Origin of the sequence: Streptomyces sp. sk2.1, assembly GCF_008120935.1 — a bacterium.
GTDB lineage: Bacteria > Actinomycetota > Actinomycetes > Streptomycetales > Streptomycetaceae > Streptomyces.
On record NZ_RDBO01000020.1, the window covers coordinates 1,379,763 to 1,405,015 of the forward strand.

General features: G+C 73.1%; 17 protein-coding genes and 1 pseudogene. 17 read left to right on the forward strand and 1 reads right to left on the reverse strand.

What is annotated here, in order from left to right; translation table 11 throughout:
* Nucleotides 1-271: 271 nt before the first annotated feature.
* The 14 genes from EAO76_RS09605 to EAO76_RS09670 all read left to right on the forward strand — a co-directional run bounded on the left by EAO76_RS09605 (nt 272) and on the right by EAO76_RS09670 (nt 19,502).
* Nucleotides 272-1,339: a mechanosensitive ion channel family protein gene (locus tag EAO76_RS09605; protein ID WP_148835240.1), complete on the forward strand. Its 1,068-nt coding sequence runs from the start codon at nt 272-274 to the stop codon at nt 1,337-1,339.
* A gap of 301 nt (nt 1,340-1,640) precedes the next feature.
* Nucleotides 1,641-2,864, forward strand: coding sequence for an ROK family transcriptional regulator (locus EAO76_RS09610; protein ID WP_148835242.1), 1,224 nt, complete (start codon nt 1,641-1,643; stop codon nt 2,862-2,864).
* Nucleotides 2,865-2,911: 47 nt separating this feature from the next.
* Nucleotides 2,912-4,249: an ABC transporter substrate-binding protein gene (locus tag EAO76_RS09615; protein ID WP_148835244.1), complete on the forward strand. Its 1,338-nt coding sequence runs from the start codon at nt 2,912-2,914 to the stop codon at nt 4,247-4,249.
* A gap of 7 nt (nt 4,250-4,256) precedes the next feature.
* Nucleotides 4,257-5,225: a carbohydrate ABC transporter permease gene (locus EAO76_RS09620; protein ID WP_148835246.1), complete on the forward strand. Its 969-nt coding sequence runs from the start codon at nt 4,257-4,259 to the stop codon at nt 5,223-5,225.
* Between the two features lies 1 nt (nt 5,226).
* Complete coding sequence (locus EAO76_RS09625; RefSeq protein ID WP_148835248.1) at nt 5,227-6,129, forward strand: carbohydrate ABC transporter permease; 903 nt, start codon at nt 5,227-5,229, stop codon at nt 6,127-6,129.
* 2 nt (nt 6,130-6,131) lie between these two features.
* Nucleotides 6,132-7,397, forward strand: coding sequence for a 6-phospho-beta-glucosidase (locus EAO76_RS09630; protein ID WP_148835250.1), 1,266 nt, complete (start codon nt 6,132-6,134; stop codon nt 7,395-7,397).
* Entirely contained in the window at nt 7,388-8,362 is a 975-nt protein-coding gene (locus tag EAO76_RS09635) for an N-acetylglucosamine kinase (RefSeq protein WP_148835252.1), read from the forward strand. Before EAO76_RS09630 ends, EAO76_RS09635 begins: the two co-directional genes overlap by 10 nt.
* Nucleotides 8,363-8,689: 327 nt before the next feature.
* Nucleotides 8,690-10,069, forward strand: coding sequence for a hypothetical protein (locus EAO76_RS09640; protein WP_187438515.1), 1,380 nt, complete (start codon nt 8,690-8,692; stop codon nt 10,067-10,069).
* Between the two features lie 11 nt (nt 10,070-10,080).
* Nucleotides 10,081-11,133, forward strand: a complete 1,053-nt coding sequence (locus EAO76_RS09645) for a glutamate ABC transporter substrate-binding protein (protein WP_262375328.1) — start codon at nt 10,081-10,083, stop codon at nt 11,131-11,133.
* A 162-nt stretch (nt 11,134-11,295) separates the two neighbouring features.
* On the forward strand, nt 11,296-12,621 hold the full coding sequence (locus EAO76_RS09650) for a hypothetical protein (protein ID WP_148835255.1): 1,326 nt from the start codon (nt 11,296-11,298) through the stop codon (nt 12,619-12,621).
* Between the two features lie 61 nt (nt 12,622-12,682).
* Nucleotides 12,683-15,220: a serine/threonine-protein kinase gene (locus tag EAO76_RS09655; protein ID WP_148835672.1), complete on the forward strand. Its 2,538-nt coding sequence runs from the start codon at nt 12,683-12,685 to the stop codon at nt 15,218-15,220.
* 2 nt (nt 15,221-15,222) lie between these two features.
* Nucleotides 15,223-16,608 carry a PP2C family serine/threonine-protein phosphatase gene (locus EAO76_RS09660; protein WP_148835257.1) on the forward strand — a complete coding sequence of 462 codons (1,386 nt, stop codon included), beginning with the start codon at nt 15,223-15,225 and terminating at the stop codon, nt 16,606-16,608.
* 120 nt (nt 16,609-16,728) lie between these two features.
* Nucleotides 16,729-18,087 carry a VWA domain-containing protein gene (locus tag EAO76_RS09665; RefSeq protein WP_148835259.1) on the forward strand — a complete coding sequence of 453 codons (1,359 nt, stop codon included), beginning with the start codon at nt 16,729-16,731 and terminating at the stop codon, nt 18,085-18,087.
* Between the two features lie 119 nt (nt 18,088-18,206).
* Nucleotides 18,207-19,502, forward strand: coding sequence for an FHA domain-containing protein (locus EAO76_RS09670; protein WP_148835261.1), 1,296 nt, complete (start codon nt 18,207-18,209; stop codon nt 19,500-19,502).
* 9 nt (nt 19,503-19,511) lie between these two features.
* Here the strand turns inward: EAO76_RS09670 and EAO76_RS09675 are convergent, their stop codons facing one another.
* Nucleotides 19,512-20,492: a methyltransferase domain-containing protein gene (locus EAO76_RS09675; protein ID WP_148835263.1), complete on the reverse strand. Its 981-nt coding sequence runs from the start codon at nt 20,490-20,492 to the stop codon at nt 19,512-19,514.
* Nucleotides 20,493-20,607: 115 nt separating this feature from the next.
* On the opposite strand from EAO76_RS09675, the gene EAO76_RS09680 reads away from it, so the two are divergent.
* The 3 genes and pseudogenes from EAO76_RS09680 to EAO76_RS44420 form a co-directional block, all read left to right on the forward strand.
* Nucleotides 20,608-21,012, forward strand: coding sequence for a globin (locus EAO76_RS09680; RefSeq protein WP_148835265.1), 405 nt, complete (start codon nt 20,608-20,610; stop codon nt 21,010-21,012).
* Nucleotides 21,013-21,188: 176 nt separating this feature from the next.
* Nucleotides 21,189-24,482 (forward strand): ABC transporter permease, encoded by a 3,294-nt coding sequence (locus EAO76_RS09685; RefSeq protein WP_148835266.1) that lies wholly within the window; start codon nt 21,189-21,191, stop codon nt 24,480-24,482.
* Between the two features lies 1 nt (nt 24,483).
* Nucleotides 24,484-25,253: pseudogene (locus EAO76_RS44420) on the forward strand (ABC transporter permease); the annotation flags it as partial.

A 25,253-nucleotide genomic window follows, 5' to 3' on the forward strand; every position in this document is an offset into this window, starting at 1 on the left:
TTTCCGCCGCGGGCTCCCCGCCGGCCGCCGCGGACCGCCGCCCGCGGCCCGGGCGCACGCCGGAGCGGAAGCTTCCGGCAGGGCCCCGGCGGCGGTCGCGCGTGGTGTGCGATCGGCCACATGCCGCCCCGGCGGACTGTGCCCCTCTGCCTCGTTCCGTCCTCCCGTTTCCCCTCGCGGGGTGCTTCTCCCGCCCCGGACGCGCCCCTGGACCACGCGCGATGCCCCGTTAGTGTGGTTGGTCTGCCGTAGTCCATCTGGAGGTTCCGCCGTGTCCCTGTCCGCCCTGGCAGCCGCAGCCCCGTCACCCGAGCCCGTCGGTTCGTTGGGCGAAGCCGCCGAACAGGCCGGCCACGCCGCGAGCTGGGTGGAGGAGAACTGGTCCACCTGGCTGAGCACCGGTCTGCGCATCGTTCTCATCGCGGCGATCGCGATCATGCTCCGCATCGCGGTCCGGCGCGCTCTCACCAAGCTCATAGACCGGATGAACCGCAGCGCCCAGGCGGTCGAGGGCACCACGCTGGGCGGGCTGCTGGTCAACGCGGAGCGCCGCCGCCAGCGCTCGGAGGCGATCGGTTCCGTACTCCGCTCGGTCGCGTCGTTCCTGATCCTCGGCACGGCCGTCCTGATGATCCTGGGCGCGTTCCAGATCAACCTGGCCCCGCTGCTGGCCTCCGCCGGTGTGGCCGGTGTGGCGATCGGTTTCGGCGCGCGCAACCTGGTCACCGACTTCCTGTCCGGCGTCTTCATGATCCTGGAGGACCAGTACGGGGTGGGCGACACCGTCGACGCGGGCATCGCCTCCGGCGAGGTCATCGAGGTCGGCCTGCGGGTCACGAAGTTGCGCGGCGCCGACGGCGAGATCTGGTACGTCCGCAACGGCGAGGTGAAGCGGATCGGCAACCTCAGCCAGGGCTGGTCCACGGCCGGCGTCGATGTGACGGTGCGTCCCACCGAGGACCTGGACCGGGTCCGTACGGTCATCACCGAGGCCGCCGCCGCCATGGCCAAGGAGGAACCCTGGTCCGAGCGGCTCTGGGGCCCGGTGGAGGTACTGGGTCTGGACGCCGTGCTCCTGGACTCGATGACGGTCCGGGTCTCCGCGAAGACGATGCCCGGCAAGTCGCTGGGCGTGGAGCGCGAGTTGCGCTGGCGGATCAAGCGGGCCTTCGACGAGGCGGGCATCCGCATCGTCGGCGGCGTCCCGGCCCAGGCCGAGGAGGCGGCCGCCCCCGACCCCTCGGCCTCCGTCGCGGCCCCGTCCGCCTACGCCTCGGCCACCTCGCCCCAGTCCCTGGCCACGGCTCCGATCAACCCGCCGCTGAACAAGGGGAAGTAGGCCCCCGGTCCGGGTCATGCCCCGCGTCCCGTGTCCCCGGCCGGTCGTCACCGGTGCCGGGGACACGGCGCGTCGGGGCGAGGGGCACGGTGCGCCGGGCGGAGACACGCCCATGCCCCGTCAACTGCGTCGACGCACGATGCGGTTGAGGGCGCGCCATCATGGACCCACATGTTCCGGAAGTGTCCCGGGTAACGCTTTGGTTGCCACCGGGGCTCCCCCATTGACGGCCCGGTTACGCGCGCATACGGTCCTCTCACCAAATAGGAAACTTTCCTAACAGAGGGCAGGTGCCGTACGCATGGCCGGAACCACACCGGGAACCCCCCGCGTTCTGCGCGCCATGAACGATCGGGCCGCCCTCGACCTGCTGCTGGAGCACGGGCCGCTCTCGCGGACCCGGATCGGAAAGCTGACGGGGCTGTCCAAGCCCACCGCCTCGCAGTTGCTGGCGCGGCTGGAGGCGGCCGGGCTGGTGGTCGCGACCGGGACCGTGGCCGGGCGTCCGGGGCCCAACGCGCAGTTGTACGGGGTAAATGCGCGGGCCGCCCATGTCGCGGGGCTGGACGTGACCGCCCGCCGGATCGTCGCCGCCGTCGCCGACGTGACCGGGCGGACCGTCGGGCAGTTCGAGCTGCGCACCCCCGGGAGGCGCGCCGACAGCGTGGTGCGGCAGGTGGCGGACGCGCTGGACGGGGCGGTCAAGGACGCCGGGCTCACCCGCTCCGACGTGCACCGGGTCGTCATCGGCACCCCCGGCGCCTTCGACCCCGGCACCGGGCGGCTGCGGTACGCCTCGCACCTGCCGGGCTGGCACTCCCCCACGCTGCTGGAGGAGCTGGCCGCCTTCCTGCCGATGCCGGTGGAGTACGAGAACGACGTGAACCTGGTCGCGGTGGCCGAGCAGCGCCTCGGTGCCGCGCGCGGGCACGAGGACTTCGTCCTGCTGTGGAACGAGGAGGGGCTCGGCGCCGCCCTCGTCATCAACGGACGGCTGCACCGGGGCTTCACCGGCGGCGCGGGCGAGGTCGGTTTCCTGCCGGTGCCGGGCGCCCCGCTGGTCCGCCAGGTCACCAAGGTGAACGCGGGCGGCTTCCAGGAGCTGGCGGGGGCACAGGTGCTGTCCCGGCTGGGCCGGGAGCTGGGCATCGACGACGAGCTGATCCGCTCCTCCGGCACCCACCACGAGGTCGCGGCCCGGCTGCTCGCCCGCGCCGCCGAAGCCGCGCAGGCCGGCGAGGACGGCCCGTACCCCCGGCTGCTCGATCTGTTCGCCACCGGGATCGCGACCGGTCTCGCCTCGATGATCGCCGTGCTGGACCCGGAGGTCGTCGTGCTGTCCGGCGAGGTGATCGCGGCCGGCGGGGAACCGCTGCGCGGCCGGCTGGAGTCCGAGCTTTCCGAACTGGCCGCCTCCCGGCCCCGGCTGATCGCCGGTGAGGTGACGCACCGTCCCGTGCTGCGCGGCGCGCTGGAGAGCGCCCTCATCACCACCCGTGACGAGGTCTTCGACACGTCCCGCTGACCCGCTCGTCCCTTTCCCGCCCCCATCCTTCACCGGGAGACACCTCCATGTCCGGAAACCGCCGGAAGTCGGCCGTCGCACTCGCCGCGACCGCCGCCATCTCTCTGTTCGCCTCGGCCTGTACCGGCCAGAGCGGCTCCGGTACCAGCGATGATCCGTCCAAGGAGACGACCATCACCTTCTGGCACGGCTGGATCAACCCGAGCGAGGCGAAGGCGATCCAGGCGACGGTCGACGCCTTCCGGAAGGAACACCCCAACATCCATGTGAAGGTCGTCGGCAACATGACCGACGACAAGATCAACCAGGCGCTGCGGGCGGGCGGTTCGAATGCCCCGGACGTCGTCTCCTCGTTCACCACGAACAACGTCGGCAAGTTCTGTTCGTCCAAGGCGTTCGTCGACCTGAACCCGTTCCTGAAGAAGGACGGCATCGACCCGGAGAAGACCTTCCCGAAGGCGATGAACGAGTACACGCAGTTCGACGGCGTGCGGTGCACCGTGCCGCTGCTCGGCGACGCCTACGGCCTCTACTACAACAAGGACGCGTTCGAGGAGGCCGGCATCACCGATCCGCCGCGGACCTGGTCCCAGCTGGCCGAGGTCGCCAAGAAGCTGACAAAGACCAGGGGCGACTCGTACGAGCGGCTCGGCTTCATGCCGAACTACCACGGCTACGAGACGACGACCGAGCACTACCTCGGCAGCTGGGACCCGAAGTACTTCGACGCGGACGGCAAGTCGAACATCGCGAAGGACCCGTCGTTCGCCGACATGCTGAGCACCCAGAAGAAGCTGGTCGACGACCTGGGCGGGTACGAGAAGCTGGAGAAGTTCCGCACCTCGCTCGGCGACGAATGGGGCGCCAAGCATCCGTTCCACACCGGCCAGGTGGCCATGCAACTGGACGGCGAGTGGCGGCTCGGGATGGCCGAGGAGGCCGAGCCGGGGTTCGAGATCGGCGTCGCCCCGATGCCCGTCGCCGACGACCGGGCCGACACCTACGGCAGGGGCTATCTGACCGGCACCATCGCCGGCATCGCCGCCACCTCGCAGAAGCAGAACGCGGCCTGGGAGCTGGTGAAGTTCATGACCACCGACACCGACGCGGTGGTGGACTTCGCCAACGCCATCCACAACGTGCCCTCCACCCTGGCGGCGCTGAAGTCGCCGAAGCTGAAGTACGACCCGCGCTTCAAGACCTTCCTGGACATCGCCGCGAACCCGGACAGCACCACCACCCCGCCCTCGGTGAACGGCGGCGCGTACCTGGTGTCCCTGCAGAACCTCGGGTTCGCCGTCGAGAAGGGCGAGCAGAAGGACATCGCGGCGGGCCTGAAGAAGACCGCCGCGGAGATCGACGCGGCGATCGAGCAGGCGAAGTAGTACCGCGATGAGCACGCACACGCTCCGTCCGAAGCGCCGTCACTCGACGCTCGCCACGAGACGCCGCCGTTCGGCGCTGCGGACCGCGGCCTTCATGTCGCCGTGGCTGATCGGGTTCTGCGTCTTCTTCGCCTACCCGCTGATCTCCACGGTCTACTTCTCCTTCACCAGCTACGACGGTTTCACGGCCCCCGAGTTCAGCGGGCTGAAGAACTGGTCGTTCGTCTTCAACGACTACCCGCTGTTCTGGCCGGCGCTGCGCAACACGCTCTGGCTGGTCGTGGTCATGGTCAGCTGCCGGGTGGTGTTCGGTCTCGGCGTCGGGCTGCTGATCACGAAGATCAAGACCGGCACCGGGGTCTTCCGCACCCTGTTCTACCTGCCCTACCTGGCCCCGCCCGTGGCGGCGACCCTCGGCTTCGTCTTCCTGCTCAACCCCGGCACCGGGCCGGTCAACTCGGTCCTCGGCGAGCTGGGGCTGCCCACGCCGGGCTGGTTCACCGACGCCACCTGGTCCAAGCCGGCCCTGACCGCGCTCGCGGTGTGGGGGGTGGGCGACCTGATGGTGATCTTCATGGCCGCGCTGCTCGACGTGCCGAAGGAGCAGTACGAGGCGGCGGAGCTGGACGGGGCGTCCTCGTTCCAGCGCTTCCGCTTCGTCACGCTGCCGAACATCTCGCCGATCATCATGTTCGCGGTGGTCACCGGGATCATCCAGACGATGCAGTACTACACCCAGCCGTTCGTGGCCGGGAAGGTCGCCTCCGGGGTGATGGGCGGCTCCGGACAGCAGTTCGAACCGGGCTATCCCGACAAGTCGACACTGACGCTTCCTCAGGTGATCTACAACCTCGGCTTCCAGCGCTTCGACTACGGCTCCGCCTGCGTGGTCGCGCTCGTTCTCTTCGTCCTCGCCATGGTGTTCACCGCACTGCTGATGCGGCGCCGCAGCGGGCTGATCCAGGCAGGTGGGTGACGTGGCGCAGGTTCTCGACCCCGTGAAGACGGCCGGACCGGTTCCCGGCACGGCCACGCCGTCCGAACGCACCGCGCGCCGCAAGGCGCTGCTGAACTGGATCGCCGTGCACGCGCTCGGCGTCGCGGCCGCGCTCTTCTTCGTGCTGCCGTTCGTCTTCCTGCTGCTCACCTCGCTGATGAGCGACCAGCAGACGCTGACCCGCGACCTGTGGCCGCACCCCTTCGAGTGGGGCAACTACCGGAAGGTCCTCGAAACCGACGGCTTCCTGCTCTGGTGGCGCAACACCCTGCTGTACGCGGGGCTCGGCACCGTCCTCACGGTCGTCTCCTCGCTGCCCGTGGCGTACGCGCTCGCCAAGTTCCGCTTCCGCGGCCGGCACCTGTCGCTGATGCTCGTCATCTCGATGATGATGCTGCCGCCGCAGGTCGTCGTCATCCCGATGTACCTGTTCTGGGCGAAGCAGCTGGACCTGTCCGGCACGCTCTGGCCGCTGATCATCCCGATGGCGTTCGGCGACGCGTTCTCCATCTTCCTGCTGCGGCAGTTCTTGCTGACCATCCCGGACGAGTACCTGGACGCCGCGAAGGTCGACGGCTGCGGCGAACTGCGCACCCTGCTCAAGGTCGTCGTGCCGATGGCCAAGCCGGGCATCGCCGCCGTCGCGCTCTTCCAGTTCTTCTACGCCTGGAACGACTACTTCGGGCCACAGATCTACGCCTCGGAGAACTCGACCGCCTGGACGCTCAGTTACGGGCTGGAGTCCTTCAAGAGCGCGCACCACACCGACTGGAACCTGACCATGGCCGCGACCGTACTGGTCATGGCCCCCGTGATCCTCGTCTTCTTCTTCGCCCAGAAGGCGTTTGTCGAGGGCGTCACACTGACCGGAGTAAAGGGCTGACCATGAAGCTCGCAGTAGTTGGTGGCGGGTCCACCTACACGCCTGAACTGATCGACGGCTTCGCCCGGCTGCGGGACACGCTGCCGATCGAGGAGCTGGTGCTCGTCGACCCGGCGACCGACCGGCTGGAACTCGTCGGCGGCCTCGCCCGGCGGATCTTCGCCAAGCAGGGCCACCCGGGGCGGATCGTCACGACCTCGGACCTCGACGCGGGCGTCGCCGACGCCGACGCGGTCCTGCTCCAGTTGCGCGTCGGCGGCCAGGCCGCCCGCAACCAGGACGAGACCTGGCCGCTGGAGTGCGGCTGCGTCGGCCAGGAGACCACCGGCGCCGGCGGCCTCGCCAAGGCGATGCGCACCGTGCCGGTCGTCCTGGACATCGCCGAACGGGTCCGTCGCACCAACCCGAACGCCTGGATCATCGACTTCACCAACCCGGTCGGCATCGTCACCCGGGCGCTGCTCCAGGCCGGTCACAAGGCCGTCGGCCTGTGCAACGTGGCGATCGGCTTCCAGCGGAAGTTCGCCCGGCTCCTCGACGTCACCCCCGCCGAGGTGCACCTCGACCACGTCGGGCTCAACCACCTGACGTGGGAGCTCGGGGTGCGCCTGGGCGGCCCGGACGGCGAGAACGTCCTGCCGAGGCTGCTCGCCGAGCACGGCGACACCGTCGCGGACGACCTGCGCATGCCCCGGGCGCTCGTCGACCGGCTCGGCGTCGTCCCCTCGTACTACCTGCGTTACTTCTACGCGCACGACGAGGTCGTCAAGGAGCTCGGCACCAAGCCGTCCCGCGCGGCCGAGGTCGCCGCGATGGAGAAGGAGCTCCTGGCCATGTACGGCGATCCGGCGCTGGACGAGAAGCCCGCGCTGCTCGCCAAGCGCGGCGGCGCCTTCTACTCGGAGGCCGCCGTGGACCTGGCGTCCTCGCTGCTCGGCTCGGGCGGTTCCGCGGTGCAGGTGGTCAACACGTACAACCGGGGGACGCTGCCGTTCCTGCCGGACGACGCGGTGATCGAGGTGCAGGCCCGGGTCGACGGCACGGGTGCCGCCCCGCTCGCCGTGCCGGAACTCGACCCGCTGTACGCCGGGCTGATCGCCGATGTGACGGCGTACGAGGACCTGGCCCTGGAGGCGGCCCTGCGCGGCGGCCGGGACCGGGTGTTCAAGGCCCTGCTCGCACATCCGCTGATCGGTCAGTTCGCCTACGCCGAGGCGCTCACCGACAAGCTGATCGCACACAACCGGGAGCATCTGGCGTGGGCGTGAACGCTTCGGTCCTCGCGATCGACGCGGGGAACAGCAAGACCGACGTGGCGCTGATCGCCGCTGACGGAACGATTCTGTCGACGGCCCGCGGCGGTGGTTTCCAGCCACCGGTCGTGGGTGTGGACGTGGCCGTGGACGATCTCGGCGCGATCGTCGACCGGGCGCTGGAGCGGGCCGGTGTGCCGGCCGGTGCCGTCGGGCACGTCTCGGCCTGCCTCGCCAACGCCGATCTCCCGGTGGAGGAGGAGCAGTTGGCGGCGGCGCTGCGCGCCCGCGGCTGGAGCCCGTCGGTCGAGGTGCGCAACGACACCTTCGCGATACTGCGCGCGGGGGTGGACGAGCCGCGGGGTGTGGCCGTCGTCTGCGGCGCGGGGATCAACTGCGTCGGCATGGTGCCGGACGGCCGGACCGCGCGGTTCCCCGCCATAGGCCGGATCTCCGGCGACTGGGGCGGTGGCGGCGGTCTGGCCGAGGAGGCGATGTGGGTCGCCGCGCGGGCCGAGGACGGCCGCGGCGGACCGACCGAGCTGGCCCGCACACTGCCCGGGCACTTCGGGCTGGACTCGATGTACGCGCTGATCGAGGCCCTGCACCTGGGCCGGATCGGGCCCGAGCGCCGGCACGAGCTGGCCCCGGTGCTCTTCGCGACCGCGGCGGACGGCGATCCGGCGGCGGTCGCGCTGGTGGACCGGATGGCGGACGAGGTCGTCGCGATGGCCTCGGTCGCGCTGGGCCGGCTCGGGCTGCTGGCCGAGGAGGCGCCGGTGGTGCTGGGCGGCAGTGTGCTGGCGGCCCGTCACCCGCGGCTGGACGGGGGGATCGCCGAACGTCTCGCGGCGCGCGCCCCGAGGGCACACATCCGGGTGGTGACGGAGCCTCCGGTGCTGGGGGCCGCGCTGCTGGGCCTGGACCACGTGGGCGCGAGCGCCGAGGTGCACGAGAGGCTGCGCGCGCAGTACTCCTGAATCCACAACTGCGTTCTCCCCGGGGGGCGTTCCGCGGCGCACGTCGTCGCGGGGCGCCCCTCGCGCGCGGGAACCGCACGGGAACCGTTCGCTCGCCCCGCACGTGTTCATGGGTGGGGAGAAGGGTCCGCCGCACGGACCGGGCCGCCGATCGGGCTTGATCGACGGCGCACGCCTTGATCGAATGCTGTGATCGTGTCACGGACCGGTGCGCGATCCAGGACGTTCCTGGTGCGGATGCGGTCCCTGCGGCCATACTTCTGGCCGGGCGACGGCTCCCCGGACCGGGCGGGGCCGGGCCACGTCGACGACCGAGGGGGAGGCCAGGTGACACACCCGCCGACCGTGCGCACCGCGCCGGAGGAGGCACGGGCGCAACCGTCCGTGCCCGTGACCGCCCCCGGACCGGGCCGGCGCGCGCCCTGGTCCGCGGCGACCGACCGGATGCGGGCCGCCGCCACGACCGAGCCGGGCAGGCTCCGGGTCATCGGGGCCGTACTGGCCCTGCTCGTCGTCGCGTTCGGGGGCGTGACGGTGCTGGAGGTCCAGGACCGGGCGGGGTCCGCCAACGACGTGGTGGAGCACAGCCAGCCGCTGAGCAGCCACGCAGCCGACATCTTCCAGTCCCTGGCCGCCGCCGACGCCGCGGTGACCGAGGGCTTCCTGGCCGGGCGGCAGGAACCCGCCGGTACCCGCAAGGATTACGACGAGGCCATCGGCAACACGTACAAGTGGCTGCAGGCCGCGGCGAGCGACACGAGCGCGTCGCGGGAGTCCAAGAAGCAGATCACCAAGCTCTACGAGGGACTTCCCCGGTACGTGCAGCTGGTCGAGCGGGCCCGCGACAACAACCGCCAGGGCTTCCCGCTGGGCGGCGCGTACCTCCGTTACGCGAACGACCAGATGACCGGGAAGCTGCTGCCGGCCGCCGAGCTCCTGTACGGGGCGGAGACCGAGCGGCTCGGCCGGGACCGCGACGAAGCCCGGAGCTGGCCGTTCCTCTCGACCGGGCTGGGCCTCGTGGCCCTGGGCGCGCTGTACTGGGCGCAGCGCCGCGACTGCCGCAGGACGAACCGGGTCTTCAACCGCGGACTGCTCGTCGCGACCGCCGCCTCCACCGTCGTCCTGCTGTGGCTGGTCGCGGGACACACGGTGGCCAGGTCCGAACTGCGCGACGCCGACGTGCACGGGCAGCAGTCCCTGGACGTGCTCAACACCGCGCGGATCAGCTCCCTGAAGGCGCGCGCCGACGAGAACCTCGCGCTGGTGGCCCGCGGCTCGGTACTCACCCCGCAGGGCAAGGACAAGTACGAGACGGACTTCACCACCGGTATGGCAGAACTCGACGAGCAGCTGAGGAAAGCCGAAAAGCTCGCCGAGGACACCGAGGGGAGAACCCCGGTGGGCAAGGCGCTCGCCGCCACCGAGGAGTGGAACCGGATTCACGAGGCCGCCCGCGAGAGCGAGAACGCGGGCGACTACGCGGGCGCGCGGCAGAAGATCGACCAGTCGAAGGCGTCGTCGTACAAGCAGGTGGGCGACACGCTGGAGACCGCGCGCAAGTACGAGGAGGGGCAGTTCCGGGAGGCCGCGAAGAACGGGCGCGGAGCACTGTCGCTGCTGCCGTTCGGGGCGGCCCTGCTCGCCCTGCTGGGGGCGGGCGCCGCGATCGCCGGTGTCAACCGCAGGGTCTCGGAGTACCGGTGAGAGGGGGAGCGATGACCAGGAAACGCACGACGGGCAACGCCGTCGGCAGGCTGCGCGGCTGGGGCGGTGTGACGGGCATGGCCGCGGCCTGCGCGGTGACGGCCTCGTTCACGCTGCTGCCGCTCTTCCTCAGCGGTTCCGGCGCGGCCGCCGACGCCTCCGGCCGGGTCCCGGGAACGACGGCGACGACGCACGTGACGCAGACCCGGGCCGCCGACTGCACGACGGACCCCTGGGCGGGCGTCTCCCCGGCCGGCGCGACCGACGACAAGCTGGAGGAGATCCGGGAGCGCGGCCACCTGATCGTGGGCGTCGACCAGAACAGCCTCTTCTGGGCGTCCCGCGACCCGGAGAGCGAAGAGAACGAGATCGTGGGCTTCGACATCGATCTGGCCCGGGCCATCGCCGCGGACATCCTGCCCGACGTGGCCGAGGAGAAGAGGGTGGTCTTCCGGGTCATCTCCACCCGCGACCGGGAGGGCATGCTGCAGAACGACGCCATCGACCTCGTGGTCCGTACGATGTCGATCAACTGCGAGAAGAAGGTCTCCTTCTCCCACCCCTACTTCGAGGCCGCACAGCGGATCATCGCCGCGAAGGACGACGGGGGGATCGACGGACTCAATTCCCTGGCCCGCAAGCGGGTGTGCACCGCCGACGGCTCCACCGCCCGCACGGAGCTGAAGAAGAGGGCGCCCGACGCGATCCAGGACCCCGGGCAGACCGGCCGCAAGGAGGACGAGAGCCGGCTCCACGTCCCCAACCAGCTGGACTGCCTGGTGCGGCTGCAGCTCGGCGAGGTCGACGCCGTGGTCACGGACGACGCGCTCGCGGCCGCGCAGGTCGCCCAGGACCCGGCGATCGAGTTCAAGGGCGACCCGTTCGCCGAGGAGTACTACGGCGTGGCGGCCAAGGAGGGCGCGACCGGCCTGGTGGCCCGCGTCAACCGGGTACTGGCCGACTACATCGAGGACGGCCGTTGGACGGACTCGTACGAGAAGTGGCTGGAGGAGAAGCTGCCCGGCAAGAAGCCGCCCGTGAAGCCCACGTCCGACGCCGGCTGACCGCACTGCCCGGTGCCGGGCGGCGCGACGGGGCAGACGTTATCGAGAAGGGCACTGGTGCCGGGCGTTCCGGGCCGTGTGCGAGTCCTCGGCCCGGAACGACGGGGCGGTGGCACTGAACCTGCCGGGCCCGTCCCGGCAGGAGGAGCGGAGAGGTGATCGATGGGCGTCGCGGGCCCCTTCCCCGACTACGCGGCCAGGCCCCCCGGCCCGGTCCTGGACCGGGACGAGGCGGACCGTGCGCTGGCCCGGCTCGGCGCGGAGCACGAGGCGATCGAGACCTCGCTCCTCGCCCTGCAGGACCATGCGGGCCGTCGGCTCCTGGAGGGCGCCGACCTGAGCGGTGTCACCAGGGAGCGCTGGGCCTCCACCGAACAGGCGATCACGCTGCTGTGGGGGTACTTCGACGCGTACACCGGAGCACTCGCCCGGGCGCGCGCGGTGCGGGCCCGCCGTCGCCATCCCAACCGGGACGACCTGATGGCCCTCACCGATCTGCTGCGCGGCCAGAGCGTCACCGTCGCGCACGCGGCGGCCCGCCCCGATCCGTCGATCGCCGGCCCGGCCAGGCTCTCCGAGCGGTTCACGCTGGAGGAGCTGGTCGCCCGGATGAACGAGCTGTACGCCCGTTCGCTGGACATGGTCGTCGCCTCCGACTCCGTGTGGTCCGCGCTGCCCGCCCGCATAGACCTGCTCGCCGCCGAGTTGCACCGCACCCGTTCGCTGGCGCACTCCGTGGGGGTGCGGCCCGGTGAGCATCCGGCGGGCGACGAACTGGAGGCGATCACCCAGGAGCTGGTTACGCTCCGGGTGCAGGTGGTCTCCGACCCGCTCGCGTTCTGGCTGTCGGGTCCGGGCAGTTCGGCGCCCGGCGGCGGCCGTCCCGACACGGCGCGCTACGACCGGGCGGCCCGTGCCCTGGACGACGTGCGCCGCGAGATCGAGGCGGTGCTCGCGGTCCGGCAGGACGCCGAGCAGCGGCTGGTCCAGCTGCGCGACGTCCTCTCCCGCGCGGACCGCACCCTGGCCGAGGCCCGTGCGGCGCGCGGCGAGGTGCTGGCGAAGATCGCCGCCACCGAGGTGCCCGCGGTCAGCGGCCCGGCGACCGTGCTCCAGGAGCGGCTGGTCGCCGCGTCGGAGTACCGCAGGCACGCCCAGTGGCACCGGCTCTCGCCGCTCCTGGAGACGCTGGAGCGCGAGGCCGAGGAGGAGCTGTTGCGGGCCCGGGAGTCGCTGACCGCGGTCACCGCCCCGCTGGCCGTGCGGGCGGAACTGCGCGGCAGACTCGACGCGTACAAGGCGAAGGTGGCCCGGCACGGCCTGGCCGAGGACCCGCTGCTGATCGAGCGGTACGACGCGGCGCGCCGGATGCTGTGGAGCGCGCCGTGCGATCTGCGGGTGGCCGGGCAGGCGGTGCTGCGCTACCAGGAGGCGGCGGCCGAGCTGCTGTCCCAGCGCGGGACACCGGGATCGGAGGGCCGGCGATGAGCGCCGGTGTGCACAGGACGCAGGAGCCGTCGCGGCGGCGGGGCGAGCAGGGGGACCGATGATGAGTACGAAGTGCCAGCGCCCCGCGTGCGAGGGCAGTTACGAGGACATGGGCGGCGGTGAGCTGTACTGCGACACCTGCGGTCTGGCCCCGGTCGTCTCGCCCGACGGGATGGTGAGTTCGCCGGCCACCGGGATCACGGCCGGCGGTGCGAGCGGTCGCGGCGGCTCCGGTTCGTCGTCCTCCTCGCGGTCCTCCCGCTCGTCCCGTTCGTCGTCCTCGCGGCGTTCGGTGTCGGGGCGGCTCTCGCACGGGGTGTCCGGCTCCGCCACGTCCCCGTCGGTTTCGGTGCGTGCCTCCGGCGCGTCGTCGAGCGCGTCCTCCCGGGGCCGGCTGGGCGTGGGCCTGGTCGAGGTGCCGGACGTGCCGCGCCCCGATCCGCGCTCCGCGGTGATGGAGAACCCGGAGGTGCCGGAGCGGAAGCGGTTCTGCTCGCGCTCCGACTGCGGGGCGCCGGTGGGCCGGTCCCGCGGCGACCGGGTGGGCCGTACGGAAGGGTTCTGCACCAAGTGCGGCCACCCGTACTCCTTCGTGCCCAAGCTCCGCGGGGGCGACATCGTGCATGGCCAGTACGAGGTGGCGGGCTGTCTGGCGCACGGCGGGCTCGGCTGGGTCTACCTCGCGGTCGACCGCGCGGTCTCCGACCGCTGGGTGGTGCTCAAGGGCCTGCTCGACACCGGTGACCAGGACGCCATGGAGGTCGCGATCTCCGAGCGCCGCTTCCTCGCCGAGATCGAGCACTCCAACATCGTCCGGATCTACAACTTCGTCGAGCACCTCGACCAGCGCACCGGCTCGCTCGACGGCTACATCGTGATGGAGTACGTCGGCGGCAAGTCGCTCAAGGACATCGCGAACGAGCGCCGCACCACCGACGGGAAGCGCGACCCGCTGCCGGTCGAGCAGGCGTGCGCGTACGGCATCGAGGCGCTGGAGGCGCTCGGCCACCTGCACAGCCGCAACCTGCTGTACTGCGACTTCAAGGTCGACAACGCGATCCAGACCGAGGACCAGCTGAAGCTGATCGACATGGGCGCGGTGCGTAGGATGGACGACGAGGATTCGGCCATCTACGGCACGGTGGGGTACCAGGCGCCGGAGGTCGCGGAGGTCGGCCCGTCGGTCGCCTCCGACCTGTACACGGTCGCCCGGACGCTCGCGGTGCTCAGCTTCGACTTCCAGGGCTACACCAACGTCTTCGTGGACTCGTTGCCGGAACCGGAGCACATCGAGGTGTTCCGGACCTACGAGTCGTTCTACCGGCTGCTGGTGCGGGCCACCGACCCGGACCCGGCGCGGCGGTTCGCCTCGGCGGCGGAGATGGCGGAGCAGCTGACGGGCGTGCTGCGCGAGGTGGTGGCGTTGCAGACGGGGCGCCCGCGCCCGGCGCTTTCGACGCTGTTCGGCACGGAAGTGCGGGTCACGGACACCCAGTTGTTCCCCGAGCAGGTGGAGGACGTGTCGCGGCTCGGCGCCCGGCCCGCCGCCCCGGCGCGCTCCGGCCGGGGCGCGGCGGCGCTGCCGCCCGCCGGCGGCGCACCGGCCGCGATTCCGTCCCCCCGGAACCCGGCGTCCGCGGCACCGGCACACGTGCCGGCCGGCTCCCCGACGGCCGGGCTCGACGTGCGGTCCGCCTCGCTGGCGCTGCCCGTGCCCCGGGTCGACACGAGCGACCCCAACGCGGGTTTCCTCGCCGGTCTGATGGCCACCGCCCCCGCCGAACTGATCAACGCCCTGCAGTCCGTGCCCTCGGCCTCGCTGGAGACCCGGCTGCGCGAACTGCGCGCCCGTCTGGAGCTGGGCGAACTCGACTCGGCGGGGCGGATGCTGACGGAGCTGGAGCGGCGGCACCCGGACGACTGGCGGGTCGTGTGGTACCGCGGCGTCACCTCGCTGGTGACCGGTGACCACGAGAACGCGGCGCTCTCCTTCGACGCGGTGTACGACGCGTTCCCCGGCGAGCCGGCGCCCAAGCTGGCGCTGGGGGTCTGCGCGGAGGTCCTGGGCCAGCTGGACAACGCCGCCGAGTACTACCGGCTGGTGTGGACGGCCGACCCGGGCTTCGTGAGCGCCGCGTTCGGCCTGGCGCGGGTGCGGCTCGCCACCGGGAACCGGGTGGGGGGCGTCGAGGCGCTGGAGTCCGTGCCGGAGGCGTCGATCCACTGCACGGCCGCCCGGGTCGCCGCGGTGCGCGCCCGGTTGCGCGGCCGGTCCCCGGACGAACCGCTGCTCGCCGACCTGACGGCCGCGGCGGACCAGGTGTCGGGGCTGGCCGGGCTCGGCCTGGACGCGGTGCGCCGGGAGCAGTTGTCGGTCGAGGTCCTGGGCACGGCGCTGGACTGGGTGCTCTCCGGCGGCCCCGCCGCCGCCCCGGGGGCCGGGCCGGGGACGCTGCTCGGCAGTGAACTGGACGAGCGCGGCCTGCGTTTCGGGCTGGAACGCTCGTACCGGATGCTCGCCCGGCTCGCTGAGCCCGGCGACGAGAGGATCGAACTGGTGGAACGGGCCAACCGCTTCCGCCCCCGGACGTGGGTGTGAAAATGTCGCAGAAGCCCCAGCCCCAGAAGTCCCAGGAGACGGCCCTGTCACCGTGCCCCGGCTGCACCGAGCCGGTGGAGCCGGGGGACCTGTTCTGCGGTGCGTGCGGGTACGACCTGTCGGCCGTGCCCGCCGCCCCGTCGGACCACCCGACGGTCGCCCTGGCCGTACCCGTGGCGGAGGGCGGCACGGCGGACGACGGTGCGGCGGAGACCGCCCCGGACGCCCCGGACGCCGAGGAGGCCCGCCCCGCCGGAACCCCGGCCGATTCGGGCGACTTCGAGCTGGCCGCCCCCGCGGCGGGCMCGGCCGACAGGTCGTACCCGCAGCCGCAGTTCTCGCAGTACCCGTCGGTGTCGACCCTGCCGGCCCGGCAGGCCACGCACAGCCGGCCACCGSCCGCCGGTGCGCCCGATCCCCGTACCGTCGTCGCGGACCCGGCGCCCGGGCCGGCGGCCGGTGGCCGGCTGTGCGTGGCCTGCCGGGCCGGCAGGGTCGACACCGACGGGTACTGCGAGAACTGCGGCCACGCCCAGCCCCGCGAGCGCGACCACATGGAGCAGGAACTCGGTTCGGTGGCCGCCGTCAGCGACCGGGGTCTTCGCCATCACCGCAACGAGGACTCGTTCGCGGTCTCGACCACCGCCCTGCCCGACGGCTCGCCCGCCGTCGTCGCGATCGTCTGCGACGGCGTCTCGTCGGCCAGCCGCCCCGACGAGGCGTCGGCCGCCGCGGCGAGCGCCGCCAACGAGTCGCTCCTGGAGTCGCTGCCGCGCGGCGTCCACCCGCAGCAGGCGATGCACGAGGCGATCGTCACGGCCGCCGAGGCGGTCAACGTCCTGGCCCGGCAGCCGGTTCGGGAGCAGGAGCAGCACCGCCACCAGAACGCCCCGGCGTGCACCCTGGTCGGCGCGGTCGTGGTGGGCGAGCTGCTGATCGTCGGCTGGGTCGGCGACAGCCGCGCCTACTGGGTGCCGGACGACCGCTCCCACCGGGCGGCCCGGCTGACCGAGGACGACTCCTGGGCCGCGCAGATGGTGGCGGCCGGGCTGATGAACGAGGCCGAGGCGTACGCGGACGAGCGCGCCCACGCCATCACGGGGTGGCTCGGCGCCGACGCGTACGAACTGGAGCCGCACACCGCGGCGTTCAAGCCCGACCGGTCCGGCCTCGTGGTGGTGTGCACGGACGGCCTGTGGAACTACGCGGAGTCGGCCGACGAGATGTCCGCGGTGGTGCCGGCCGACGCGAGCCGGCGCCCGCTGCACGGCGCCCAGGTGCTGGTCGGCCACGCCCTCGACGGCGGGGGCCACGACAACGTAACAGTGGCCCTGCTGCCGTTCGCCGTGCGACCGCAAGGGGCAGGATCGGCCTGCGCCACCGCATGAGCCCTGTTCCGTAACTCTTGACTCCGATTCCGTCCGTCCGATCCCCCACCGACGTCTTCGCCCGTTTTCCCTCTCCCAGCCGTCCTCATCCGATGCCTGGAGTACCGAGGAGCCGAACAGATGGCCAACTTCTCCAAGTCGAACGTGCCGCAGTTCTCCGTCGAGGTGTACCAGAACAAATATCTGCCGGAGGGCGGTCGTGAGGTCAACGCGATCGTCACGGTGACCTCGACCGGGGGCGGCACCACCGGCGGGGTCCCGCTGTCCAACGGCGCCGTGCCGTCCCCGCGCGTTCCGGGGCAGCCGTCGGGCGCCGCCGTGGTGATCATGGTCGACTGCTCGGGTTCGATGGACTATCCGCCGACGAAGATGCGCAACGCCCGCGACGCGACGGCCGCGGCCATCGACACCCTGCGCGACGGCACCTCGTTCGCGGTGATCGGCGGGACGCACGTCGCCAAGGAGGTCTACCCGGGCAACGGCAGGCTCGCCGTCGCCGACGCCCAGACCAGGGCGCAGGCGAAGGGGGCGCTGCGCGCGCTCAGCGCCGGCGGCGGCACGGCGATCGGCACCTGGCTGAAGCTGGCCGACCGGCTGCTCGGCGCGGCCGACGTGGCCATCCGGCACGGCATCCTGCTCACCGACGGCCGCAACGAGCACGAGTCGCCGCAGGACCTGCGGGCCGCGCTCGACGCCTGCGCGGGCCGCTTCACCTGTGACGCCCGCGGGGTCGGCACCGACTGGGAGGTGAAAGAGGTCACATCCGTCGCCTCCGCGCTGCTCGGCACGGCCGACATCGTCGCCGACCCGGCGGGGCTCGCCGCGGACTTCACGCAGATGATGGAGAACGCGATGGGCAAGGAGGTCGCGGACGTCGCGCTGCGTCTGTGGACACCCGTCGGGGTCGAGATCCAGTTCGTGAAGCAGGTCGCGCCCTCGGTCGTCGACCTGACCGACCGGCGCACCGAGGCGGGCCCCCGCGCCGGGGACTACCCCACGGGTTCCTGGGGCGACGAGTCCCGCGACTACCACGTGTGCGTACGGGTGCCACAGGCCGGAATCGGACAGGAGATGCTGGCCTCCCGGGTCTCGCTGGTCCTTCCCGAGTCGTCGGGCGGGGCGTCGCAGCCGCTCTCCCCGGGCCTGGTCCTGGCGGTGTGGACCGAGGACATGGCGATGTCCACCTCGATCAATCCGCAGGTCGCGCACTACACGGGCCAGGCGGAACTGGCCCAGGTCATCCAGCAGGGACTCGACGCCCGCAAGTCGGGCGACTACGACGGCGCGACCGCGAAACTGGGCCGTGCGGTGCAGCTGGCGTCGGCCTCCGGGAACGAGGACACTGCGAAACTGCTTTCGAAGGTGGTGGACGTCGTGGACGCCGCGACCGGTACTGTGCGACTGAAGGCAAAGGTCGCGGATGCCGACGAGATGACCCTCGAAACGCGCTCGACCAAGACCGTCCGCGTCAAGAAGTAGACGCGGGACAACCGCACGGCCACACGACCGGGCCGCCCGGCCGGAGCGATCCACCGGGTGGCTACGAGCAAGGACTACGCCGGCCCCGGGGCCGGCCAAGGAGAGGGGGAAGCGCCGACATGCCGACCTGCCCGAACGGACACCAGTCGGGTTCCGACGACTGGTGCGAGGTCTGCGGCCATCGCATGGCCGGCGCGCCCGCGGGTGCGCCCGCGGGCGCGGTGCCCCCGCCGCCTCCTCCGCCGCCCGCTCCCGGTTACGGCTTCCCTCCTGCGGGTGCCGGTTCCGACGCGACCCAGCAGGCGGAGCTCTGCCCGCAGTGCCGCACGCCCCGTGAGGCGATGGCGCCGTTCTGCGAGGAGTGCCGCTGGAACTTCCTCACGAACACCGCGACGTCGTACACGCCGCTGGCCCCGCAGGGCGTCACCGGCCCGCCGCCCGGCCTCAACCTGCCGCCCGGTTTCCAGGCGCAGCAGCCGCCCGTGCCCCCGCAGCAGCACGACCCGTTCCCGGGTTCGCGGCCCTCGCAGATGAACCGTCCGGCCGAGCCGCTGTCCGAGCAGGGCGGCCACCCCGGTGCTCCGGGGCCGGGTCCGCAGCCGGGTCCGCCCGGTCCGGGCCCGCAGTCGCCGCCGCCGGGTCTGGGCCCGCAGTCGCCTCCTCCGGGTCCTGGCCCGCAGTCGCCGCCGCCCGGTCCCGGTCCGCAGTCGCCCCTGCCTCCGCAGCCGTTCCAGCAGCAGGGTCCGCCGCCCCCGCCGTCCTTCCAGCAGGGTCCGCCGCCCCCGCCGTTCCAGCAGCAGTCCCCGCCGTCGTTCCAGCAGCAGTCGGCGCCGCCCGGCTTCGACCGGCCCGGTCCGCCGGCCCCGCAGCCGCCCGCGCCGCAGCCGCCGGAGAAGAGCGACGACGACTGGATGCTGTCGCCGCCGTCCCGGCCCCAGGGCCCGCAGCAGTCACCCGCGCCGCAGCAGGAGCAGTCGCCGTTCCCGGGCGCCGACCAGAACCGGCCGCCCGCGAGCTGGACCGCGGTCATCGCCCCGGACCGTGAGTACTTCCTGGCGATGATGCAGCGCAGCGGCCCCGAGGCGACCGGGCTGAACCTGCCCGCGTACTCCCCCGAGCAGCAGCTCCCGCTGTCCGGCAAGCAGGTCACCGTCGGCCGCCGTCGGCACAGCACCGGCGAGTCCCCCGACATCGACCTGTCCGTGCCGCCGGAGGACCCGGGCGTCTCGCACCAGCACGCGGTGCTGGTGCGTCAGCCCGACGGCGGCTGGGCCGTGGTCGACCAGAACTCCACCAACGGCACCACGCTCAACGGCGCCGAGGACCCGATCCAGCCCTATGTCCCCGTCCCGCTCAAGGACGGCGACCGGGTGCACATCGGGGCGTGGACGACGATCACGATCCGCCGGGACTGACCCGTACCGTCACGCGGTGGGCAGTGGCCAGGCGTACGGTCCCTCGGGGTCGTCCAGCCAGGCCCACTGCCGCCCGTGCGCGACCGTGATGCCGAACCTCTCCCGCCCCGGGTGCCGCTCGCGCTCCCAGAGGGAGAGGGCCTCGCGCGGGTCGAGGGTGTCCCCGGTCAGCGCCAGCAGGAACCGGAAGAGGTCGTTCCCGCCGACGTGCCTGGGCACCCTCCCGATGCGCGGGTACCTGGCCGGTACCGCCGACGCGCCGCGCAGCGGTACGAAGTAGGCGGCCGTGTGCAGGAACCGCCCCTCGGCACACCTGCCGTGCGCCGTCTCCCGCACCCGCAGCGCGATCAGCCCGGTGGCGAACGGTGCCAGGATCCGGGCGCCCGGCACGCACTGCGCCGGCCACGCCCACGGCACGCACGGCAGGGTGCAGGTCGCGATGATCCGGTCGTACGGGCCGCGTCCGGGGCAGCCCCGGGCGCCGTCCCCGGTGACCACCGCCGGGTGGTGTCCGGCCGCGGCCAGGTGCCGGCGGGCCGATTCGGTGATCTCCGGGTCGAGGTCGACGGTGGTCACGGCGTCGTCGCCGAGCCGGTGGGCGAGCAGGGCCGCGTTGTAGCCGCTGCCCGCGCCGACCTCCAGGACCCGCTGCCCCCCGCGCACGTCCAACTCCTCCAGCATCCGGGCCATCAGTGACGGCTGACTGCTCGACGAGATCAGTTCGCCGTCCCGGATGCGGGTGGCCAGCGCCCCGTCCTCGTACGCCCCGCGCAGCCAGCGGGCCCGCCGGTCCGGGTCGGGGTCCTCGCACCACAGGCGTTCCCGGCCGCCGTCGACGAAGTAGTACGGCACGAACAGGTGCCTGGGCACCTGCTCGAACGCGGCCCGCCAGGCCGGGTCCGCCAACGCCCCGCCGGCCACGATCCCGCGCACCATCGCCCGCCGCTCCTCGGCGGCGGCCTCGGCGAACGGGTCGGGGCGCACGTCCATACCTCCACCTTCCTGCGCCGGGGCCTCAAGGGCCAGGATTCCGGGGCGGTCCCGGGCTGCGGGGGGGGGTCCTAGGCCCCCGGTACTCGGCCGGTGCGTCTGCGACGATGGACGGGTGACAGAGATTCCGCGCGACACTCTTCAGGAGCAGACCTTCTACGAGCAGGTCGGCGGCGAGGCGACCTTCCGGCGTCTGGTGCACCTCTTCTACCAAGGGGTGGCCGAGGACCCGCTGCTGCGGCCGATGTATCCGGAGGAGGACCTCGGTCCGGCCGAGGACCGGTTCGCGCTGTTCCTGATCCAGTACTGGGGCGGGCCCCGCACCTACAGCGAGCGGCGCGGCCACCCCCGGCTGCGGATGCGGCACTCCCCCTTCCGGGTGGACCGGGCGGCGCACGACGCCTGGCTGGGCCACATGCGGGTGGCGCTCGACGAACTCGCGCTGGCGCCGGAGCACGACCGGCAGCTGTGGGACTACCTGACCTACGCCGCCGCCTCGATGATCAACGCCGAGGGCTGAACGCTCCCTTGTGCTCCGCCACCGACACCATGCGCGCATTTCGGTCGCCCTTCGCCGATTAACGATCACAATCGCATCAATTACGTAAGGAAGCGGTTTCCAAGAGCGCACGCGCCTTGAAAGCATGCCCAGAACGCCGGGGGGCGTGGGTGGAATGAGGGCCCAGGGGGGCGCGTGTGACGGGGTTCGTCTTTCTCCGGGTGAGGGCCCACCGGCTGCTGCTCACCGCGGCTGTTCTCGCCGTGCTGCTGACCACCTCGGTCCTGGCCGCACTCACCGCCTTCTCCGGCTCCGTCGGTGACGCCTCGCTCCGGCACGCGCTCACCCACCGGTCGGCGACCGCCGCCTCCCTGGTGATGTCCGCCCAGGTGCCGTCCGACCGACGGGAGGCGGCCGACGCGCTGGCCCGGCGCACGGCCCGCGACACCTTCCCCGGCCTTCCCGTGACCGTCCGGACACTGGAGGCGTCGGGGGCGTACGCGCTGCCGCAGGCCACCGGCGGCCGGGGCGACGAACCCGACCTCACCCACTTCGCCGCACTCGACCGCAGCCGGATCCGGGTCGTCGCGGGCCGCCCGCCCGCGCCCGGCGCCGGGAAGTCCGGCGGCCCCGTCCAGGTCGCCCTGCCGCATGCCGCCGCCGAGGCGCTGAAGCTGAAGCCCGGCTCGTCGATCGCCCTCACCGACCGGCTGACCGAGAAGTCGCTGCGCGTCCTGGTCACCGGCACGTACGAGGCCGTCGACCGGACCGATCCGTACTGGCAGCTGGACGAGCTCGGCGGGCGCGGCGTCCGCCGGGTCTCCTTCACGACGTACGGCCCGCTGCTCGCCGACCCCGCCGTGCTCGGCTCCGGGCGGACCAGCCCCGGCCGGCTGGCGTGGCTGGCCACCGCCGACTTCCGCGCCGTCACCACCGGGCAGACCGACGCCCTGCACGACGCCGCGACGGCGGCCCCGAAGAAGCTCCTGGCCGCACCGGAGTTCAAGAGCGGCGCCACCGCGCGGACCTCGCTCCCCCGGGTGCTGGAACAGATCGACCGGGCCCTGCTGGTCTCCCGCTCCACGCTGACGATCGTCGCCGTGCAGCTGGTGCTGCTCGCCGGTTACGCGCTGCTGCTGGTGGCCCGGCTGCTGAGCAGCGAGCGCGCCGGGGAGACCCGGCTGCTGCGGGCCCGGGGCGCCTCGCGCGGCCGGATCACGGCGCTCGCCGCGATCGAGGCGCTGCTGCTGGCGCTGCCCGCCGTGCTCGTCGCCCCGCTGCTCGCCGGGCCGCTGACCCGGCTGCTCGCGGGTCGCGGGGCGCTGTCCCGGATCGGGCTGCGGCTGGACACCGGCATCACCGGCACCGTCTGGCTGGTCGCCGGGGTCACCGCGCTCACCTGCGCGGTGGCCGTCGTGGCGCCCGTACTCACGGCCGGTGCCCAGGAGCGCCGCGGCGGCCGGCCCGCCGCGCTGCCCGGCCCGCTGCGGGCGGGCGCCGACATCGGTCTGCTGGTGATCGCGGCGGTGGCGTACTGGCAGCTGAACGGCCGGAGCACGCAGTCCGGCGGCGGTGCGCTGAGCGGGGACCGGCAGGGGGACCTCGGCATCGATCCGCTGCTGGTCGCCGCCCCCGCGCTGCTGCTGCTCGCGGGCACCGTGCTGACGCTGCGGCTGCTGCCGCCCGTGGCCCGGCTCGCCGAACGCCGGGCGGCCGGCGGCCGGGGGCTGATCGCGGCCCTGGCCGGCTGGCAGTTCAGCCGCCGCCCGATGCGCAACGCCGGGCCCGTGCTGCTGCTGGTCCTCGCGTCGGCGATGGGCATGCTGGCGATCGGACAGCGCGCCTCCTGGGACCGTTCGCAGGACGACCAGGCGGACTTCCGGGCGGGCGCCTCGCTGCGCGTGACGACCGGTGCCGTCGACGATCCGACGCGGGTGGGCACATACGCCCGGATGCCGGGGGTACGGGAGGCGGCGCCCGCGTTCCGCACGACCGCGGAGCTCTCCGACGAGCGCACCGCCGAGGTACTCGTCCTGGACACCGCGCGCGCCGACGAACACCTGCTGATCCGCGACGACCTGGGCGACCGGCCCCGGGAGCGGCTGTTCGACCCGCTCGACGCGCCGCGGCCCGTCCGGGTGGGGCTGCCGCTGCCGGAGAACAGCGAGCGGGTCCGGTTCGACGCGCGGATCGCGGTGACCGGGGCGCACGGCCGCCCGTCGGCGAAGGAGGCCGCGCCGCTGCTGTCCGTGCTGCTGGAGGACCGTTACGGCCTGCCCCACCGGGTGTCGGCCGGGGCCGTGCCCGCGGACGGGAAGCCGCATCCGGTGGCCTTCGCGGTGGCGGCCGCGGGCGACTTCTCCGTGACCGGGTTCGAACTGGGCGGCAGCCCGCCGACCGAAGCGAGCCGTTCGTACCGGGTGGAGATCGACGCGCTGCGGGCCGTGGCGGCCGACGGCACCGAGCGGCCGGTCCCGGTCCCCGACGGCTTCCGCTGGAACGCCGCGCTGGGCTTCGCCTTCTCCGGGGAGGAGACGGACGACGAACCGGTGGAGGCGACGGCCTCCGCGCGCACCCCGCTGGCCTTCGGCTACGACCTCGCGGCGGCCTACGACTCGTGGGGCGCGCCCGCCTACTCCGTACGGGCCACCGCGCCCCGCCCGAAGGCGCCCGTGCCGAACGCCGTCGTCACCGACGCGTACCTGAAGGCCGCCGGGGCGAAGAAGGGCCAGCACGTCGACATCACCCTGGCCGGGGAGAAGGTCCGGGTGCGGATCGCGGACGTGGTGCGGCGGCTGCCGACCATGGGCCCCGGCTCGGGCCCGGACGACTCCGGCCGGGTCCCGGCCCGGGACGGCGGGGCGATGCTGCTGGACCTGGAGGCCGTGAGCCAGGTCCTCGCCGAACGCTCCGCCCCGTTCACCGCCGACGAGTGGTGGCTGAGCACCGCCCCGGGCCGGACCGACGAGGTCGCCGCCGCGCTGCGGGCCCGGCCCGACACCGACCCGGCCCAGGTCCTGGTGCGCGACGAGATCGCGCGGGACCTGGTCGGCGACCCGCTGGGGGCCGGGCCGCAGTCCGCGCTGCCCGCCGTGGCGGTGGTCGCCGCGGCCCTGGCCTCGGTCGGTTTCGCGGTGAACGCGATCGGCGCGCAGCGGGAGCGGACCGGTGAGTTCGCCGTCCTGCGGGCGCTGGGCGCCCCGCGCCGCAGGCTGACCAGGATGATCGCCGCCGAGCAGGGGGTGCTGATCGCCATCGCGCTGCTGGTCGGGGCCGTGCTCGGGACCGTGCTCAACCGGGTCGTCGTACCGCTCATCGTGCTGACCGGACAGGCCACCGCACCGGTGCCCGACGTGCTGGTGCGGCTGCCCGCCGGACAGACCGCGGCGCTGCTGGCGGGTGTCGCCGCACTGCCGCTGGTGGTCGTCGTGGCGCTCGCCATGCGCCGCGGCGACCCCGCGACCTCGCTGCGTACCCAGGGGGACGACTGACATGACCACGCGTTCCGTCCCGGGCCGCACCAGCGCCGCCTGCGCCCCCTGGGTCCGTACCCGGCTGCGCGCCGCGCCCGGCACCGCCTGGGCGCTGGCGCTGCTGGTGCTGGTCACGTCGTTCCTCGCGGCCCTCTTCCCGCGCGCGGTGGAGCGCCAGGGGACCGATGGGCTGCGCCACGACATCACCGCCGCCGGCCCGGGGCACAGCGTCCTGGAGCTGGTCAGCCCGCAGCCCAGCCTCCAGATGGTCCCGGCCGAGCGCGAGGCGGCTGTGCGCGGCGCGGCGCTGAGGACCGTCCACGAGAAGACCCGCGCCGCGCTGCCCGCCGAGGTGCGGCCCGGTGCAGAGGAGTCCTCGTACGGCTTCGGCACCAGCAAGCCGCTGCTCGCGCAGGAGGCCTGGCTGCCCCGGCCCGAAGGACTCGACCCGCAGCTGAGCTACACCACCCTGTCGGACCTCCCCCGCCACGCCGCACTGCGCTCCGGGGCCTGGCCCACCGTGCGCGGCACGGTCACCGAGGACACCGGCGAGGTGGAGGGCGCGATCACCGAGGAGACGGCGAAGGCGCTGGGGGCGAAGCCCGGCTCGACGCTCTCCGTACCGACCCGGGCCGGGGAGCACCTGACCGTACGGATCACCGCCGTCATCACCCCCGAGGAACCCCGGAGCACCTACTGGTCGGCCGATCCGCTGTTGCGGACCCCGGCCCTGGTGCCCGAGCCGGTCCCGATCCCGCCCCCGCCGTCCCCGCCCCGCTACTACTGGAC

Bases quoted from the DNA above. Each gene is read 5' to 3' on its own strand.
- EAO76_RS09665 (WP_148835259.1), top strand. From the start codon at position 16,729: ATGGCCAACTTCTCCAAGTCGAACGTGCCGCAGTTCTCCGTCGAGGTG.
- EAO76_RS09620 (WP_148835246.1), top strand. From the start codon at position 4,257: ATGAGCACGCACACGCTCCGTCCGAAGCGCCGTCACTCGACGCTCGCC.
- EAO76_RS09615 (WP_148835244.1), top strand. From the start codon at position 2,912: ATGTCCGGAAACCGCCGGAAGTCGGCCGTCGCACTCGCCGCGACCGCC.
- EAO76_RS09655 (WP_148835672.1), top strand. From the start codon at position 12,683: ATGAGTACGAAGTGCCAGCGCCCCGCGTGCGAGGGCAGTTACGAGGAC.
- EAO76_RS09675 (WP_148835263.1), bottom strand. From the start codon at position 20,492: ATGGACGTGCGCCCCGACCCGTTCGCCGAGGCCGCCGCCGAGGAGCGG.
- EAO76_RS09645 (WP_262375328.1), top strand. From the start codon at position 10,081: ATGACCAGGAAACGCACGACGGGCAACGCCGTCGGCAGGCTGCGCGGC.
- EAO76_RS09630 (WP_148835250.1), top strand. From the start codon at position 6,132: ATGAAGCTCGCAGTAGTTGGTGGCGGGTCCACCTACACGCCTGAACTG.
- EAO76_RS09670 (WP_148835261.1), top strand. From the start codon at position 18,207: ATGCCGACCTGCCCGAACGGACACCAGTCGGGTTCCGACGACTGGTGC.
- EAO76_RS09650 (WP_148835255.1), top strand. From the start codon at position 11,296: ATGGGCGTCGCGGGCCCCTTCCCCGACTACGCGGCCAGGCCCCCCGGC.
- EAO76_RS09610 (WP_148835242.1), top strand. From the start codon at position 1,641: ATGGCCGGAACCACACCGGGAACCCCCCGCGTTCTGCGCGCCATGAAC.